Annotated in this window: 9 protein-coding genes and 2 pseudogenes; 6 read left to right on the top strand and 5 right to left on the bottom strand. The window is 70.8% G+C overall.

Features of this window, described 5'->3' with window-relative positions:
* Positions 1-154: 154 nt before the first annotated feature.
* The 4 genes and pseudogenes from larC to AB0927_RS31055 all read right to left on the bottom strand — a co-directional run.
* Positions 155-349 (bottom strand): annotated as a pseudogene (gene larC, locus AB0927_RS31070) (nickel insertion protein); the annotation flags it as partial.
* The gene (locus AB0927_RS31065; protein WP_366671102.1) at positions 324-1,313 is read right to left on the bottom strand and encodes an aldo/keto reductase; all 990 of its coding nucleotides are present in this window, start codon (positions 1,311-1,313) and stop codon (positions 324-326) included. The gene AB0927_RS31065 and the pseudogene larC, both read right to left, overlap by 26 nt.
* A gap of 86 nt (positions 1,314-1,399) precedes the next feature.
* Positions 1,400-1,903: pseudogene (locus AB0927_RS31060) on the bottom strand (fumarylacetoacetate hydrolase family protein); the annotation flags it as partial.
* Between the two features lie 44 nt (positions 1,904-1,947).
* Positions 1,948-2,661: a FadR/GntR family transcriptional regulator gene (locus AB0927_RS31055; protein ID WP_366671101.1), complete on the bottom strand. Its 714-nt coding sequence runs from the start codon at positions 2,659-2,661 to the stop codon at positions 1,948-1,950.
* 308 nt (positions 2,662-2,969) lie between these two features.
* On the opposite strand from AB0927_RS31055, the gene AB0927_RS31050 reads away from it, so the two are divergent.
* The 3 genes from AB0927_RS31050 (at position 2,970) to AB0927_RS31040 (ending at position 7,680) form a co-directional block, all read left to right on the top strand.
* Positions 2,970-4,277 (top strand): enolase C-terminal domain-like protein, encoded by a 1,308-nt coding sequence (locus tag AB0927_RS31050; RefSeq protein WP_366671100.1) that lies wholly within the window; start codon positions 2,970-2,972, stop codon positions 4,275-4,277.
* The gene (locus AB0927_RS31045; protein ID WP_366671099.1) at positions 4,274-5,032 is read left to right on the top strand and encodes an SDR family oxidoreductase; all 759 of its coding nucleotides are present in this window, start codon (positions 4,274-4,276) and stop codon (positions 5,030-5,032) included. The genes AB0927_RS31050 and AB0927_RS31045 overlap by 4 nt, the downstream gene beginning before the upstream one ends.
* Before the next feature lie 224 nt (positions 5,033-5,256).
* The gene (locus AB0927_RS31040) at positions 5,257-7,680 is read left to right on the top strand and encodes a glycoside hydrolase family 95 protein (RefSeq protein ID WP_366671098.1); all 2,424 of its coding nucleotides are present in this window, start codon (positions 5,257-5,259) and stop codon (positions 7,678-7,680) included.
* A 22-nt stretch (positions 7,681-7,702) separates the two neighbouring features.
* Here the strand turns inward: AB0927_RS31040 and AB0927_RS31035 are convergent, their stop codons facing one another.
* Positions 7,703-9,424, bottom strand: a complete 1,722-nt coding sequence (locus AB0927_RS31035; RefSeq protein WP_366671097.1) for a trehalase family glycosidase — start codon at positions 9,422-9,424, stop codon at positions 7,703-7,705.
* 288 nt (positions 9,425-9,712) lie between these two features.
* On the opposite strand from AB0927_RS31035, the gene AB0927_RS31030 reads away from it, so the two are divergent.
* The 3 genes from AB0927_RS31030 to AB0927_RS31020 all read left to right on the top strand — a co-directional run bounded on the left by AB0927_RS31030 (position 9,713) and on the right by AB0927_RS31020 (position 14,830).
* The gene (locus AB0927_RS31030; RefSeq protein WP_366671096.1) at positions 9,713-10,741 is read left to right on the top strand and encodes a LacI family DNA-binding transcriptional regulator; all 1,029 of its coding nucleotides are present in this window, start codon (positions 9,713-9,715) and stop codon (positions 10,739-10,741) included.
* A 427-nt stretch (positions 10,742-11,168) separates the two neighbouring features.
* Positions 11,169-12,854 carry a ricin-type beta-trefoil lectin domain protein gene (locus AB0927_RS31025; RefSeq protein WP_366671095.1) on the top strand — a complete coding sequence of 562 codons (1,686 nt, stop codon included), beginning with the start codon at positions 11,169-11,171 and terminating at the stop codon, positions 12,852-12,854.
* Positions 12,855-13,096: 242 nt separating this feature from the next.
* Positions 13,097-14,830 (top strand): RICIN domain-containing protein, encoded by a 1,734-nt coding sequence (locus AB0927_RS31020; RefSeq protein WP_366671094.1) that lies wholly within the window; start codon positions 13,097-13,099, stop codon positions 14,828-14,830.
* The last annotated feature ends 131 nt before the right edge of the window (positions 14,831-14,961 follow it).

Here is a 14,961-nt window from a genome sequence, read left to right as displayed (position 1 = left end):
TGACGACATCCTCGTCCCGTGCGGGCCAAAAGGGGATGCCGAGGGTGACGGTGACGACGTCGGGTCGGTCAGGCGGGCGACGGGTGTCTGCTCCGTAGCCGGTGGGGCCCAGAGTCATGGGCGGCGGGCCGTACCGGACTCCGACGGCGTGCACGCCGTGTGCGGAGTTCACCCGGCCCCGGCCGAGCGGCAGGGGCGAGTTGACGACGCCAGTGACGCCGAGGGCGTGCAGGCCCGCGGCACTGCCGACGAGGGCGTCGTGGCCGCCGAGTCCAAGGGGGCCGATGGAGGCCGCCCAAGGTGACGGTGTGCCTCGGTCCCGCTCATCGTCCGTCCCGTTCGAAGACATCGAGCTCCGCCCACAGCTCCTCGGGGATCGTCGCGGCGGCGTGCGAGACGTTCACGGTGACTTCCCGCGCGCTGCGCGCCCCGACGACGACACCGGTGACGGCCGGGTGCCGCAGCGGGAACTGCAGGGCCGCGGCGGCCAGCGCCACGCCGTGCGCGGCGCAGCGCTCGCCGAGGGCGACGACGCGACGCCGTATCGCCTCGGGGGCCGGCACGTAGTCGTACATGGCGTCCGGCCCAGGGTTCGCCAGGATGCCGCTGTTGAAGACACCGCCGACCAGGACGCCCACCTCACGTTCGGCGCACGCGGGCAGCAACTCGTCGGCCGCACTTCGATCCAGCAGCGAGTAGCGGCCTGCCACGAGCACGCAGTCGAGGTCGGTCTCGGTGACGAAGCGGGTGAGCATCGCCGTCTGGTTCATGCCCGCGCCGATCGCCCGGACGGCTCCCTCGGCGCGCAGCCGGGCCAGCGCCGGATAGGCGCCGGTGACGGCTTCCTCCCAGTGGTCGTCAGGGTCGTGGACGAGGACGACGTCGAAGGCGTCGAGGCCGGAGCGCTCCAGGCTCTCGGCGAGGGAGCGGTAGACGCCTTCGGCACTGTAGTCACGGATCCTGGCGAGGCCGGGTTCGCCGTGGAAGGCATCGTCTCCTCGGATGGAGTCACCCGGCACGAGCAGCCGACCGACCTTGGTGGACACCGTGTATTCCGAACGCGGCTGCCCCATGCCGGTGAGGAACGCACCGAGTCGCCGCTCGGCGAGCCCGGCACCGTAGTGCGGGGCGGTGTCGAAGTACCGGATACCGGCCGCCCAGGCGGCCTCCAGCGTGTCGGCGGCCTGCCGGTCGCTGACAGCCGAGAACAGACCGGCCAGCGGCGCGGTGCCCAGCCCGAAGCGGCTGACGGATACTCCGGAGCGCCCGAGAGGTACCCGGTGGGCGTACCCGCGAGGCGTGGGGGAGGACATCAGGCCTGCCCGAGGACGTGCCGCTGACGGCCGAGCCGGTCGATCTCCGCCTCGACCACGTCGCCGCGCAGGCAGGGGAAGTCGCACCGCTCGTGCTGGAAGGCACGCTCGCTCACGTCGTCAGCGATGGCGTAGCCCGCGATGGCCTCCGCTGCGGCATCCGGCGAGTCCAGGTAGCGGGCGGTCCGGCCGATGATCACCGCGAGTTCGATCTCGTAGTCCGTTTTGACACCGGCCCTGGGTATGAGAACGGTGTCGTCGGATCCGACCACCGTGTTGGCTGCCTTCATGAAGACCACCGGCTCGGCCGGGGGCGGGGCCGCGGTCTCCTCGGCGTGATCCGTGTAGTTCCGTCCGACGCACACGACCTTGCCCGGGCGCGCCAGCGGGGCGCCGGTCCGTTCTCCGGTCAGATCGGTGTGCGGCAGCATTCCCTCGGCCCGCGCCGCGCGGGCGCGCTCCACGCCGGCAGAGGCCAGGAAAGCGCCATCGAAGTCGGCGCTCAGCGGGGTCAGGTCGTAGGCGACGCCGTCGGTGTCGAGGACGGCGGGACGTTCGGAGCCCGCAGGGCCCACGCGCAGGAATCTCATCCAGGTGCACTCCTCGCCGAGGGAACGTGCCTTCCTTGGAACCGCTAGGTGTTCACGACGTCGTTCGGGACGCCGTCGTTCCGTTCCAGGTGCTCGCGCAGCCACTGTTCGGTGGTGCTGACATGCAGGAGGGCGGCGGCCTGGGCGAGGGGGGCGTCGCCGGCGGCCAGTGCCCGGTGAATCGCCTCGTGTTCGACGACGGTACGGGCAGCGGCGTTCTCGTCGACCAGGCCGCGCCAGACGCGTGCGCGCAGCGTCCGGCTGGAGATCCCGTCCAGCAGGGTGGTGAGGGTGGCGTTGCCGGTGGCCGCGATCACCGCCCGGTGGAACGCGGCGTCGTGTTCGTTGAGCCGCTCCACGTCGTCCCAGGCCGCCCGCATCGCGTCCAAGTGCCGTTCCACCTCCGCCAGTTGCCCGGCCGAGATCCGGGTGGCCGCCAGTCCTGTGGCGACCGGTTCGAACAGTCTGCGTACCTCGGTCAGCTCCAGCATGGTGTCGCCGCGCAGCAGTTCCACCGCTGACCCGATGCTGCTCAGCAGCAGCTCCGGTTCGAGGCTTGTCACATACGTGCCGTCGCCCCGGCGGATCTCCAGCACCCGTGCCACGACCAGCGCCTTCACCGCTTCCCGCATCAGATTGCGGGACAGACCCAGCTCCGCGGCCAGCTGCTGCTCCGGCGGCAGTTTGGCGCCCGGCGGCAGCTCGCCGGACTGGATGAGATCCCTGATGCGGCCGATGGCCTTGTCGGTCAGTGACATGCGGCTGCTCCCCGCTCGTTGCCCAGGCGGCGGCAGCGTAGCAATGCATCCCATCGCTGGGGAAGAAGTGGGAACGACGCGAGCCTTCGGGCCTGCCCGGCGCTCGGACATATGCACAGGCCAGGGGAATTGACCCGCACTCCTTGCTCCCGGAGGTATGGACACCGGGGCGGGTTGACTCTATAAATCCATCCCATGTCCAGTGCCCTGCCGTGGCAGGGAGGTCATGTCTTCGACACACGACGATGGGTGGTCGCCATGGCGCAGAGACAGCACGGGACCCTCCGCTCGGAAAGTGCCCGGACCCGGTGAGTGAGCTGATCGGCGCGGTCGAGGCCGTCGACGTACGGTTCCCGACCTCGCGGGAACTCGACGGCTCCGACGCCATGAACCCCGAACCCGACTACTCGGCCGCGTACGTGGCGATCCGTACGAGCGCCGGGGCCGAGGGATACGGACTCGCCTTCACCGTGGGACGCGGCAACGACGTCGAGGTCGCCGCTGTACGGGCTCTGGCCCCGCTGGTCGTGGGGCTGCCGGTGGAGGAGGTACTGGCCGACCTCGGCGGCTTCTCCCGGCGGCTGACCGGCGACAGCCAGCTGCGCTGGCTGGGCCCGGCGAAGGGGGCCATCCACATGGCCGCCGCGGCGATCGTCAACGCCGTCTGGGACCTGTACGGACGGCGTACCGGCAAGCCCGTCTGGCGGCTGCTGGCCGAACTCTCCCCGGAGCGGCTGGTCGACCTGGTCGACTTCCGCTACCTGCGGGACGCTCTCACCCGTGACGAGGCCCTCGACATCCTGCGCCGCGCCGAGCCCGGCCGCGCCCAACGGACCGCGGACCTGCTGGAGCACGGCTACCCGGCATACACCACGACCCCCGGCTGGCTCGGCTACGACGACGAGAAGCTGGTACGGCTGTCCAAGGAGGCGGTCGCCGATGGCTTCAGGCAGATCAAGCTGAAGGTCGGCGCCGACCGCCAGGCCGACGAGCGCCGCATGCGGCTGGCCCGCGAAGCGGTCGGCCCGGACATCAGGATCGCCGTCGACGCCAACCAGGCGTGGGGGGTCCAGCAGGCGATCGACCGGATGGCGTCGCTCGCGCCCCATGGCCCGTACTGGATCGAGGAACCCACCTCTCCGGACGACATCCTCGGCCACGCCGCCATCCGCCGGGCCCTGGCGCCGATCAAGGTGGCCACAGGTGAACACGCCCACAACCAGGTGATGTTCAAACAGTTCCTCCAGGCCGGCGCGCTCGACGTCCTACAACTCGACGCCAGCCGCACCGCCGGTGTCACCGAGAACGTCGCCATCCTGCTGCTGGCCGCCAAGTTCGGTGTCCCGGTCTGCCCTCACGCCGGTGGAGTCGGACTGTGCGAGATGGTGCAGCACCTGGCGATGTTCGACTACGTGGCTGTCAGCGGCACCACCGAGGACCGTGTGATCGAGTACATCGACCACCTGCACGAGCACTTCACCGACCCGGTCCGCGTCCGCGACGGCCGCTACCTCGCCCCGACCTCCCCAGGTATCGGCGCCGAGCTGCTCCCGCGAGCCCTGGCGGACCACCGTTACCCCGACGGCCCTGTGTGGAGCGGGGAGGCCGACGGATGAGTACTCCCGAGTTCGCGGGGCTGACGGCCCTCGTGACCGGCGGCGCCTCCGGCATCGGGCTGGCCACCGCTCGCCTGCTGGCCGCCCGTGGTGCCCGCGTCGCCTGCCTCGACCTCACCCCCGGCAACGTTCCCGAACCCCTTGTCGGCATCCGCGCGGACGTGGCCGACGACGCGGAGGTCCGGGCAGCCGTCGAGGAGGCCGTACGGGTGCTCGGAGGCATCGATGTCCTGATCAACAACGCCGGGATCGGCGCGCAGGGCACCATCGAGGACAACACCGACGACGAGTGGCACCGGGTCTTCGACGTCAACGTCCTCGGCATGGTCCGGGTGACCCGGGCCGCTCTGCCCCATCTGCGCCGCTCCGGCAGCGCGGCCATCGTCAACACATGCTCCGTCGCCGCCACCGCGGGACTGCCCGACCGGGTGCTGTACTCGGCGACCAAGGGGGCCGTGCTCGCCCTCACCCGGGCAACCGCCGCCGACCTCGTGCACACCGGCATCCGCGTCAACTGCGTCAACCCGGGCACGGCCGACACTCCATGGATCGGCCGCCTCCTGGACCGGGCCGCCGACCCGGTGGCCGAACGCGCCGCCCTCAACGCCCGGCAGCCCATGGGCCGTCTCGTCTCCGCCGAGGAGGTCGCCGCGGCCATCGCCTACCTGGCGAGCCCGTTGTCCGGCTCAAGCACCGGCACCGCCCTCCCCGTCGACGGCGGCATGCAAGGCCTTCGGACCCGACCGCGCACCTGACCCCGCTCCTTCCCTCTCCGCATTCCCTCCCCGCACCCGCCCACCACCCAGCCGCTCCCGCACACAGCCCGGCCGTGTGCGCCCTTCGTCAGCAACGCATACGGCGAGAGGTGGCTCCGCCCAGGGCAACGGCTGCGTACCGCCCCGGCGCTGTCCCGCGTCACCGGGGCACGGCACAGGAACGGGCACCGCCGCCCTCGCCGGATCGAAAGAAAGGATTTCCCGTGCAGAGAAGGGACTTTCTCGTCGCCTCCGCAGCCGCGTCCGCCGCACTGGCCGTAGACCTCCCGCCCACCGCGGCGGGCGCGGCGCCGCAGGCCCCCACAGAAGCGGGGGAGGCCATCACCCTGGCGGCCTCCCGTCTCGCCCTCTGGTACGACAAGCCCGCCGGCCAGTGGCTGGAGGCGTTGCCGCTCGGCAACGGCCGTCTGGGCGCCATGGTCTTCGGGGGAGTGGACACCGAGCAGCTCCAGCTCAATGAAGACACCCTGTGGGCAGGAGGCCCCTACGAACCCGCCAACCCCCAGGGCCTGGCGAACCTCCCCGAGATCCGCCGCCGGGTCCTGGCCGGCGAGTGGACCTCCGCCCAGGACCTGATCGACTCCACCTTCCTGGGCACCCCGGTCGCGGAGCTGATGTACCAGACAGTCGGCAACCTGCGCCTGACGTTCCCGAACACGGGTGAGGCCGGCTCCTACCGTCGTGAGCTGGACCTCGACACAGCCGTGGCTACCACGATGTACGTCCGCGACAAAGTGGCATACCGCCGCGAGGTGTTCGCCAGCCATGCCGACCAGGTGATTGTGGTCCGGCTGACCGCGGACACCCCTGGTGCCCTGTCGTTCACCGCAGCCTTCGACAGCCCCCAGCAGGCGCAGACGTCCTCCCCGGACCGGATCACCGCCGCGCTGGAGGGGGCCGGGCAGACGCGTGAGGGGGTCACCGGCAGGGTGCGCTTCCGCGCTCTGGTCCGTGCCCGCGCCGAAGGGGGGAACGTGCGCAGCGACAACGGCACGCTCTCCGTGGCCGGGGCCGACGCGGTGACCCTGCTGGTGTCCGTCGGCACCAGCTACAACGACTACCGGGACGCCTCCGGAGACCACCGTGCCCGAGCCGAGCGCCCTCTGAACGCCGCCGCCGACACCTCGTACGGCCAGTTGCTCTCCCGGCACGTGCGCGACCACCGCGCGCTCTTCCGCCGGGTCACGCTCGACCTCGGCACCACGGACGCGGCCGGCGCGCCGACCGATGAGCGGGTGGCCGCCTTCGGCCAGGGGGACGACCCGCAGCTCGTGGCACTCCACTACCAGTTCGGCCGCTACCTGCTCATCGCCTCCTCCCGCCCGGGCACCCAGCCCGCCAACCTGCAGGGCATCTGGAACGACCAGCTCTCCCCTCCCTGGAGCTCCAAGTTCACCATCAACATCAACACGGAGATGAACTACTGGCCCGCGCCCACCACCAACCTCCTCGAGTGCTGGGAGCCGATCTTCGCGCTGCTCGACGACCTCGCCCAGGCCGGCCAGAAGACCGCCAGAGTGCAGTACGGAGCCGACGGCTGGGTCGCTCATCACAACACCGACGCCTGGCGCGGCACCGCGCCGGTGGACGGAGCCTTCTGGGGGATGTGGCCCACCGGCGGCGCCTGGCTGGCCACTTCCGTATGGGAGCATTACCGCTTCACCGGCGACAGAGCAGCCCTGCGCCGCAGGCTGCCCGTCGTCGAAGGAGCGGTCCGCTTCTTCCTCGACGCGCTGATCCCCGACCCCACCACCGGTTACCTGGTGACCTGTCCCTCCGTCTCGCCCGAGAACGCCCACCACCCCGACGCGTCCGCATGTGCGGGCCCGACGATGGACAACCAGATCCTGCGCGACCTCTTCGACGGCTACCTCGCCGCCTGCGACACGCTCGCCGTCACCAGCCCGTACGCCGAGCGGGTGCGTCGGGCCCGCGCCCAGCTGCCGCCCATGAGGATCGGCGCCCTGGGGCAGCTTCAGGAGTGGCAGCAGGACTGGGACGCGGGCGCGCCCGAGCAGCAGCACCGCCACATCTCCCACCTGTACGGCCTGCACCCCAGCAACCAGATCACCAAACGCGACACCCCGGAGCTCTTCCGGGCCGCTCTGAAGACCCTGGAGACGCGCGGCGACGACGGCACTGGCTGGTCCCTCGCCTGGAAGATCAATTTCTGGGCGCGCGCGGAAGACGGCGCCCGCTCCTACAAGCTCCTCACCGACCTGCTCGCCCCCGACCACACCGCCCCGAACCTGTTCGACCTGCACCCGCCGTTCCAGATCGACGGCAACTTCGGCGCCACCGCCGGCGTGACCGAATGGCTGCTCCAGTCCCACACCGGCGAAGTCCACCTGTTGCCCGCACTTCCGCCGCAGCTCCCCGAGGGCCAGGTCACCGGCCTCCTCGCCCGTGGGGGCCTCACCGTCAGCCTCTCCTGGAGCGACGGCGCCCTGACCCATGCCCGCCTTGCGGCGAGCCGGAGCGGCACCGTCCGACTGCGCACCGCCGCACCGGTCACCGTGCACTCCGTGGGCGGTGCCGGCACAGAAGTGGAGCGTCCCGAAAGCACCGTCACCGTGTTCGAGACCGAGGCGGGCGGGGACTATACGATCACCCCGCACATGGGATGAGGCCGCTCGGCTCCTGTTCTCGTCAAACGGACGCCATGCCCCGGGCGAGCAACAGGTACGCGCTGGCGGTCCAGGTGTAGGCACGGTCGCGCAACCCCTGACCGGTAAGGGCGTCGAAGTTCTCCGCGAACCCGGACGCCTCGCAGAGGGAGAGGAAGCGACGGCTGACGTCGTCGGCCAGCCGGGTGTGGCCGGCGCGGCGCAGGCCATCCTCGATGAGGACGGTGGCGGGTGCCCAGATCGGGCCGCGCCAGTAACCGTCCGGCGCGTAATGCGGTGAACTCGGGTGCTCGGTCGCCAGCCCGTGGGCTGTGAGGTGGGAGGCGATGCGCTCGGCCAGCCGGTCGGCGATCTCCGGCGGAAGGCGCTCACCCAGCACGATCGGCATGAGGTCCAGCAGGCTGCTACTGGTGGACAGAGCACCGGACCAGGGGGAACGGCCGTGGAAGCGCCCGTCGGCCCACAGGTCTTCCAGCAGCGCGGTCTGGATCGCCTCGGCCGTGCGCAGATGCCGGTCGGCGGCACCGGCGATGCCCAGCACCTCTGCCAGCTCCGCCAACTCCGCCAGTTGCAGGACGAGAAAGGCGGCCAGGTCCGCGGTGACAAGCACCTGCCCCGAGTCGAAAGTCGTGGCGTTGTCCCAGCCGCTGTCGTTGCCGTGCAGGTAGTGGGGCAGGCGCTCACCGGGACGGGTCCGGGCCACCAGCCAGTAGTCCGTCCAGCGTTCGAGCCGCCGGTAGACGGTGCTCAGTTCGCCGTGGTCGGGCAGACGGGGGAGCGTTTCACGCAGCCGACGCAGGGCCCACCCGTGGACGGGCGGCTTGACGTAGTTGTAGAGGACCTCGGAGTGGGCGACGGAGTCCGGAAGGGCTCCGGCGGCGTCCTGGTGGTCGAACGGCAGCCGGAACTGGTCCCAGGCGAGCTCCGGCAGCCCGGGTGCCAGGGCGAGCGCGTTGAAGCAGTGGTCCCAGCTCCACACCTTGTCCATCCAGTGCTTGGACATCAGCACCGCCGGTCGCCGCACGGCGCCGGCGGGGCGCACGGTGGCCGACCACAGGACGTAGGAGGCCAGCTCCGCGGCCGGCGCGCCGTCGCCCGGGACGGGTGCCACGGCGCCGGCGAAGTCGCGGAACGCCTCGCGTGCGCGGGCGGTGGCGGTCTCGAAGTCCGCCGGGGGCGTGTAGGGCGGCCGCGCGGCGTCGATCTCCTCGACGGCAGCCTCCCACTCCTGCGGTCCGGACAGGACGAGCGTCCGGGGCGCTGCGCCCAGTTCCTCCAGCCCGGTGGCTGTGGCGACGGCGCCGGCCAACGGGGTGACCCGGTAGCGGCGGCCGGTCTCGTACGAGGTGAGAACGTAGGAACCGTCCACCGGGTCGCGGTAGAAGTACGTGCCGGTGAACGGTGTCAGCTCCGTACTCGCGGCTGTGATCATGAGATCGAGCCGGTGCCCGCGCAGCCGGACGGTGTCGCCGCTCTCGTAGACGAGAGCGATCCTCCCGCCGCCGCTCTCCCACACCAGCCGGGAGGGTGCGGCGTGCCAGGTGGTCTCCACCCGCTCCGAGGTCACCGGGTCCAGCGGCACGAAACGCAGGACGGCGTGCATCCCGTTCTGATGGGAGACCAGGTGCAGGTCCCGTTCCTGGCGGTGCGGGCCGGTGACCGGCGAGAAGCCGAACCACGATCCCTTGCGGCTGAACGGTATCTCCCGGAGGGAGAAGGCGGGCCCGGGGGCGGTGGTGGTCATGGGTGTCTTCCCGTCCTTCGCGGATGCGAGCAGCGGCCAGAGTTCACTCTGGCCGTCGGACTCTGAGCGGGAGCGGCATCACGGCGTGCATCGAATCGGTTCGATCATGCCCGCGAACCTAAGGTTCCCGCCCGACCTCGTCAAGCCCGCGGACCGGCCGTCTGCCAGGGCGCGGGCCGCCTCACCCGATGACCGGCCCCAGTGGGGCGACGGGGGCGGATCGTCGCCCGCAACGAGCCGGTTCGGCCCGCGTATGATCAGCGTGCGACCAGGGGTTTGAGGAGCCACATGAACATCGGTGAGATCGCGCGGCGAGCTGGTGTGTCGCGCAGCACGGTGTCCTACGCCCTCAGCGGCAAGCGCCCTGTGGCGGCGGCGACCCGCAAGCGCATCGAGGACGTGATCGACGAGCTGGGCTACCAGCCCAACGCGACGGCCAGGGCGCTCAGGGAGGGGCGGACCCGCATGATCGGCCTGGTGATCCCGCCGGCCGGCAACCGGCTCACCCACATGCAGTTGGAGTTCGTGGCGAGCGTCGTGGACGCGGCCACCCGCGCCGACCTGGACGTGGTGCTGTCCCCCTCCGGAGGTGACCACGACCGGTCCTTCGAGCGCCTGGTCTCCGAAGGACGCGTCGACGGTGTGATCCTCATGGAGATCCGGCTGGACGATCCCCGCGTGGACCGGCTGGGCCGGGCGGGGCTGCCCTTCGTCGGCATCGGGCACCCCGCGGACGACCGGGACATGTGCTGGATCGACGTCGACTACGCGGGCCTCATCCACCACACGGTGTGCCACCTGGCAGACCTCGGCCACACCGAGGTGGCCCTGCTCAGCCGCTCGCCGGAACTGGTCGCGGCGGGCTACGGGCCGGCGCTGCGGGCGCGTGAGGGCTTCACCGCGGCGGTGGCCGAGCGCGGCATGACGGGGGTGGAGGTGGCCTGCGGCGATGACGCGGCGTCCGGCCAGGCGACCATGGAGCGGCTTCTGCGCGCCCACCCGGACCTCACCGCCGTCACCACCATCAACGAGGCCGCGCTGCCCGGTGTCCAGCGGGCGCTGGCCGACGCCGCACTCGTGGTGCCCCGTGATTTCTCGATCGCCGGGGTCGCCGCCCGGCAGTGGGCAGAGGACTTCCGCCCGCCCCTGACGACCGCGGACGTCCCCGCCCTGGACATGGGCCGGCAAGCGGTCGCCCTGCTGATCGAACGGATCGCCGAACCCGCCACGCCGCCCCAGCACATCCTCCTTGCCCCGTCCGTCATCCTGCGCTCCAGCACCGGTGCCGCGCCGGTCCGTCTTCCCGGCGCCCGCTGACGGTGGCGGGCGTCCGCCGTGCGGCGGGCGCACCGCGGGGACGAGCCGGTGCCGGAGCACCGCGCAGGCGGAACCGTCCGGTCCATTGACCGTGCCTGGGGGCGGTCGTACGATCAGTCGAATCGATTCCGCACGAATCGATTCGATCATGGAGCCGTTCACTCGCCGCACGCCGCACGCCGCACGCCGCACGCCGCGACCGCGCACCGGTGCCTGGCCACGCCAGGCCGTGCCGACCCGCACGCGCTCACCACCGCGTCTCCCGCGGTCTCGCCGCGCCGCCCCGTCCGGCGATTCCACGCCGAGGAGGAATCCGATGAAAAAGAAAGGCAGACGAAGCCGTCTGGCAACGGCCGCCGCCGCACTGCTGGGTCTGGCGTCCCTTCTGCTGCTCCCCACAGTGAGCCATGCGGCCACCGGGGAGTCGTTGAGCATCGATCTGAGCGCCACCCGAGGCCCCTCCACCGGAGTGGGGGAGGGCTTCCTCTACGGCATCACCGAGGACGGGTCGCAGCCCGCCGACCAGTACCTCCAGCCGTTGCGCGTCAACGCCTTCCGCGGCGGCGGCTGGTTCTCGGGAGGCTGGATCAAGGACGGATACCAATACGGCTCCGCGACCAAGGCCGACATCCAGTCGATGGTCTCCCAGGCCCAGAGGCTGACCCAGCCGCCCTACCACGTGCAGTACCAGGCGATTCTCGGCGACCTCTACGGCAACAACGGCGGCCAGCCGTCGAACACCGTCTACCCGTGCGACAACGGAGACTGCTCGAACTGGATCAGCTTCATCGACGCCACCGTCGGCGCGTTGCAGGCATCGGGGCTCCCGTTCGCCTACGACATCTACAACGAGCCGGACATCTCCGTCTTCTGGACTCGCGGCATGAACAGCGCCCAGTACTTCCAGATGTGGGACAGCGCGTACCGGGAGATCCGCCGTATCGCCCCGAACGCCCAGATAGTGGGCCCGTCGCTGGCCTTCACCCCGCAGGGCAACCCCGGTGAGTGGAGCACCTGGCTCTCCCACGTCAAGGCGGCGGGCACCGTCCCCGACATGATCACCAACCATGACGAGGGCGACGTCGACGACCCGGTGACGGTCAGTCAGTCCCTCAACTCCGCGCTCGCGGCGGCCGGGATCGGCGCGAGGCCGCTGTCCGCGAACGAGTACCAGCCCGCCGACCGGCAGACCGCCGGTGTGACGGCCTGGTACCTGGCCCGCTTCGCGCAGTCCGGGTACACCAACGCCATGCGCGGCAACTGGTCCTGCTGCGTCACCCCGAACCTGACGGGCATCCTCACTCAGTCGGGCGGCACGTGGCAACCCACGGGCAACTGGTGGGCCATGCGCGCCTACGCGGACATGACGGGCACTCTCGTGGCCACCTCCGGGCAGGTCGGCTCGACCGCCGTGTCGGCGGCGGAGGACAGCTCCGCCAAGCGTGCGGTGGCGGTCGTCGGCGACAGCAACGGGTACACCGGTTCCGTCGCGTTGACCGTGAACGGTCTTGCTTCGGTGCCCTGGCTCACGAACAACGGGTCGGTGCACGTGACGGTGAAGCGGATCCCCGACCAGGCTCCGCTGAGCGCCCCGCAGACCGTGTATGACCAGGACGTGAGCGCCTCTTCCGGATCGGTGACGGTCCCCTTCACCTTCCAGGCCGCACACGACGCCTTCGCCGTCTACGTGACGCCGCCCGGCGGATCCGGCGGCACCACCAGTGGCGCCTTGCACGCGGTGGGCGCGGGCAAGTGCCTGGACGTGCCCAACTCGACGACCACCCCGGGTACCCAGCTCCAGATCTGGGACTGCAACGGCGGCTCCAACCAGCTCTTCACCCGCACCTCCAGCGGGCAGCTCACCGTCTACAGCGGCGGTAACCAGCTCTGCCTGGACGCCAGCAACCAGGGCACCAGCCCTGGCACCAAGGTCGCCACCTGGACGTGCAACGGCCAGAGCAACCAGCAGTGGAACGTCAACGCCGACGGTACGGTCACTGGAGTCCAGTCCGGCCTGTGCCTCGACGTCACGCAGGCGAGCACCGCCAACGGCGCCCCGGTCGAACTGTGGACGTGCAACGGCGCGGGCAACCAGCAGTGGACCCTCGGGTAGACCTTTTCTCCCGGGACCGTCGGCGCCGTCCGCGGGGCAGCGGGGCCGCGGAACGCGGCCTCGCGCGCTCCCTTGACCACTCGGCGGAACACTCCTACGTTGTGCGCTGAGCAAAGCATTGCTCTTTTGCCCAGCGGTTGATGCCGTCCCGGGCGGCACGGAGCCGATGGACGGGCGGCTCCGTGCCGGCGTTCCCACGGCGGTCGCGGCGTTCCCCCACTTCTCCGGAAGGGTTCTCTCTCATGCGTGGATTTGCGCGTCATCGGCGCCGGCGGCTGACCGGTGCCGTCGGGCTCGGAGCGGCGTTACTCGCCGTGGGCTCCGCCGTGTTCGCAGGGCCGCCCGCGCAAGCGGCGGCGTCCCCGTCCACGACCCTGGTGGTCAGTGCCGACCAGGTGCTCCGACCGGTCACCCATGTCGCCACCGGCAGCCTGTACGGCCTGGCCGACGCCTCCACCCCGGCCGACAGCCTGGTGCAGGCGATCAAGCCCAACACGTTCGTCCAGAAACCCCAGGGCGGCCACCAGCAGGCCACCGGCGACATCCTCACGGTGGCGCCGAAGGCGGCGCGGGCCGGCGCGAAGGTCGTCAACCGGCTGTCGGACTACTACGCGGGCTGGCCGTATCAGTTCAGCTGGAGCAACTGGCTGTCCGTGGTCGACGACCAGATCGCGCAGACCAAGGCGTCCGGGATCACCAACCTGGCCGCGTACGCGCCCTGGAACGAGTCCGACAACACGTGGCAGTCCTCCAACGGGACGTTCGAGGACTTCTGGACCCGGACCTACCGCGAGATCCGCTCCAAGGACTCCACGACCCCGATCCAGGGCCCGAGTTTCTCGGACAACATCAGCGACATGGACAACTTCCTGAAGAACGCGGTCGCCACCAACACCGTGCCGGACATCATCGCCTGGCACGAGCTGAGCCGCTCTTCGAAGATCGCCGGCGACGTCGCCACCGTCATCGCGCTGGAGAACAAGTACGGCATCAGCCCGCGGCCGATCGCGATCGAGGAGTACGCCGCTCCCGCCGAAGTCGGCGTGCCCGGCGCGCTGGTGGGCTACATCGCCAAGTTCGAGCGGCTGGGCGTCCATGACGCGGAACTCGCCTTCTGGAACCAGTCCGGGGCGCTGGGCGACCTGCTCACGGGACAGGGCGGCAGCCCCAACGGGGCGTACTGGCTCTACAAGTGGTACGCCGACATGAGCGGGTCGATGCTCGTCACGACGCCTCCGGCGCAGACCGGCATCGACGGTGCGGCCTCCCGCAACAGCGCCGGAAACGAGGTCGACGTGGTCTTCGGCGGCAGCTCCGGCGACTCGGCCGTCACCGTGAACGGGCTGAACGCCCTGTCCGCCCTCGGTTCGAGGGTCCACGTCAAGGTGGAGTACACGCCCTCTCCGGGACGCACGGTCGCGGTGTCCGCACCCACCACCGTTTCGGAGTCCGACTACGCCGTCAGCGGCGGAACCATCACCGTGCCCGTGACGGCGGACAGCAGCTACGCCTACCACCTCGTGATCACGCCGGCGAGCGGCGGTTCCACGCTGGACGGCACCTACCAGATCGCCAACAAGAACAGCGGCCTGGCACTCGACACCCAGAACGAGGCCACCGGCCAGGGCACCCTGGTCGACCAGGCCACGCCCAACAGTTCCGCCACCCAGAAGTGGACGCTGGTGTCGGCCGGCTCGGGCCTGTACAAGATCCGCAACCAGGCGAGCGGACTGGTGCTCGGGATCACCGGCATGAGTACCTCCGACGGCGGGACAGCCCTCATCTGGGGGGACAGCGGCACCGCCGACCACTTGTGGCGGCTGAACCCCGACGGCACCGGCTACTACAAGATCGTCAACAGCAACAGCGGGTTGCTTCTCGGGGTGCAGAACATGAGCACCAGCAGCGGCGCGCAGGTCCTCCAGTGGGAGGACAACGGCACCGCGGACCACCTGTGGAAGCTCAGCCCGCGCTGACATCCGCGTCGTCCGGCCCACGGCCCGGCACCGGCCGCCGGCCGCGGCCCTCGCGATCGCGCACTGCGCCCGTCCCGAGCGCCGCAAGGTCGTCACCGGAATGATGGTCTCGCTCGCCCTGACGTCCTTCG

Source organism: Streptomyces sp. NPDC048106 (assembly GCF_040706415.1).
In the GTDB taxonomy this organism is placed as follows: Bacteria; Actinomycetota; Actinomycetes; order Streptomycetales; family Streptomycetaceae; genus Streptomyces.
Note: the sequence above shows the minus strand (reverse complement) of the source record. Positions and strands in the feature narration are given on the sequence as shown.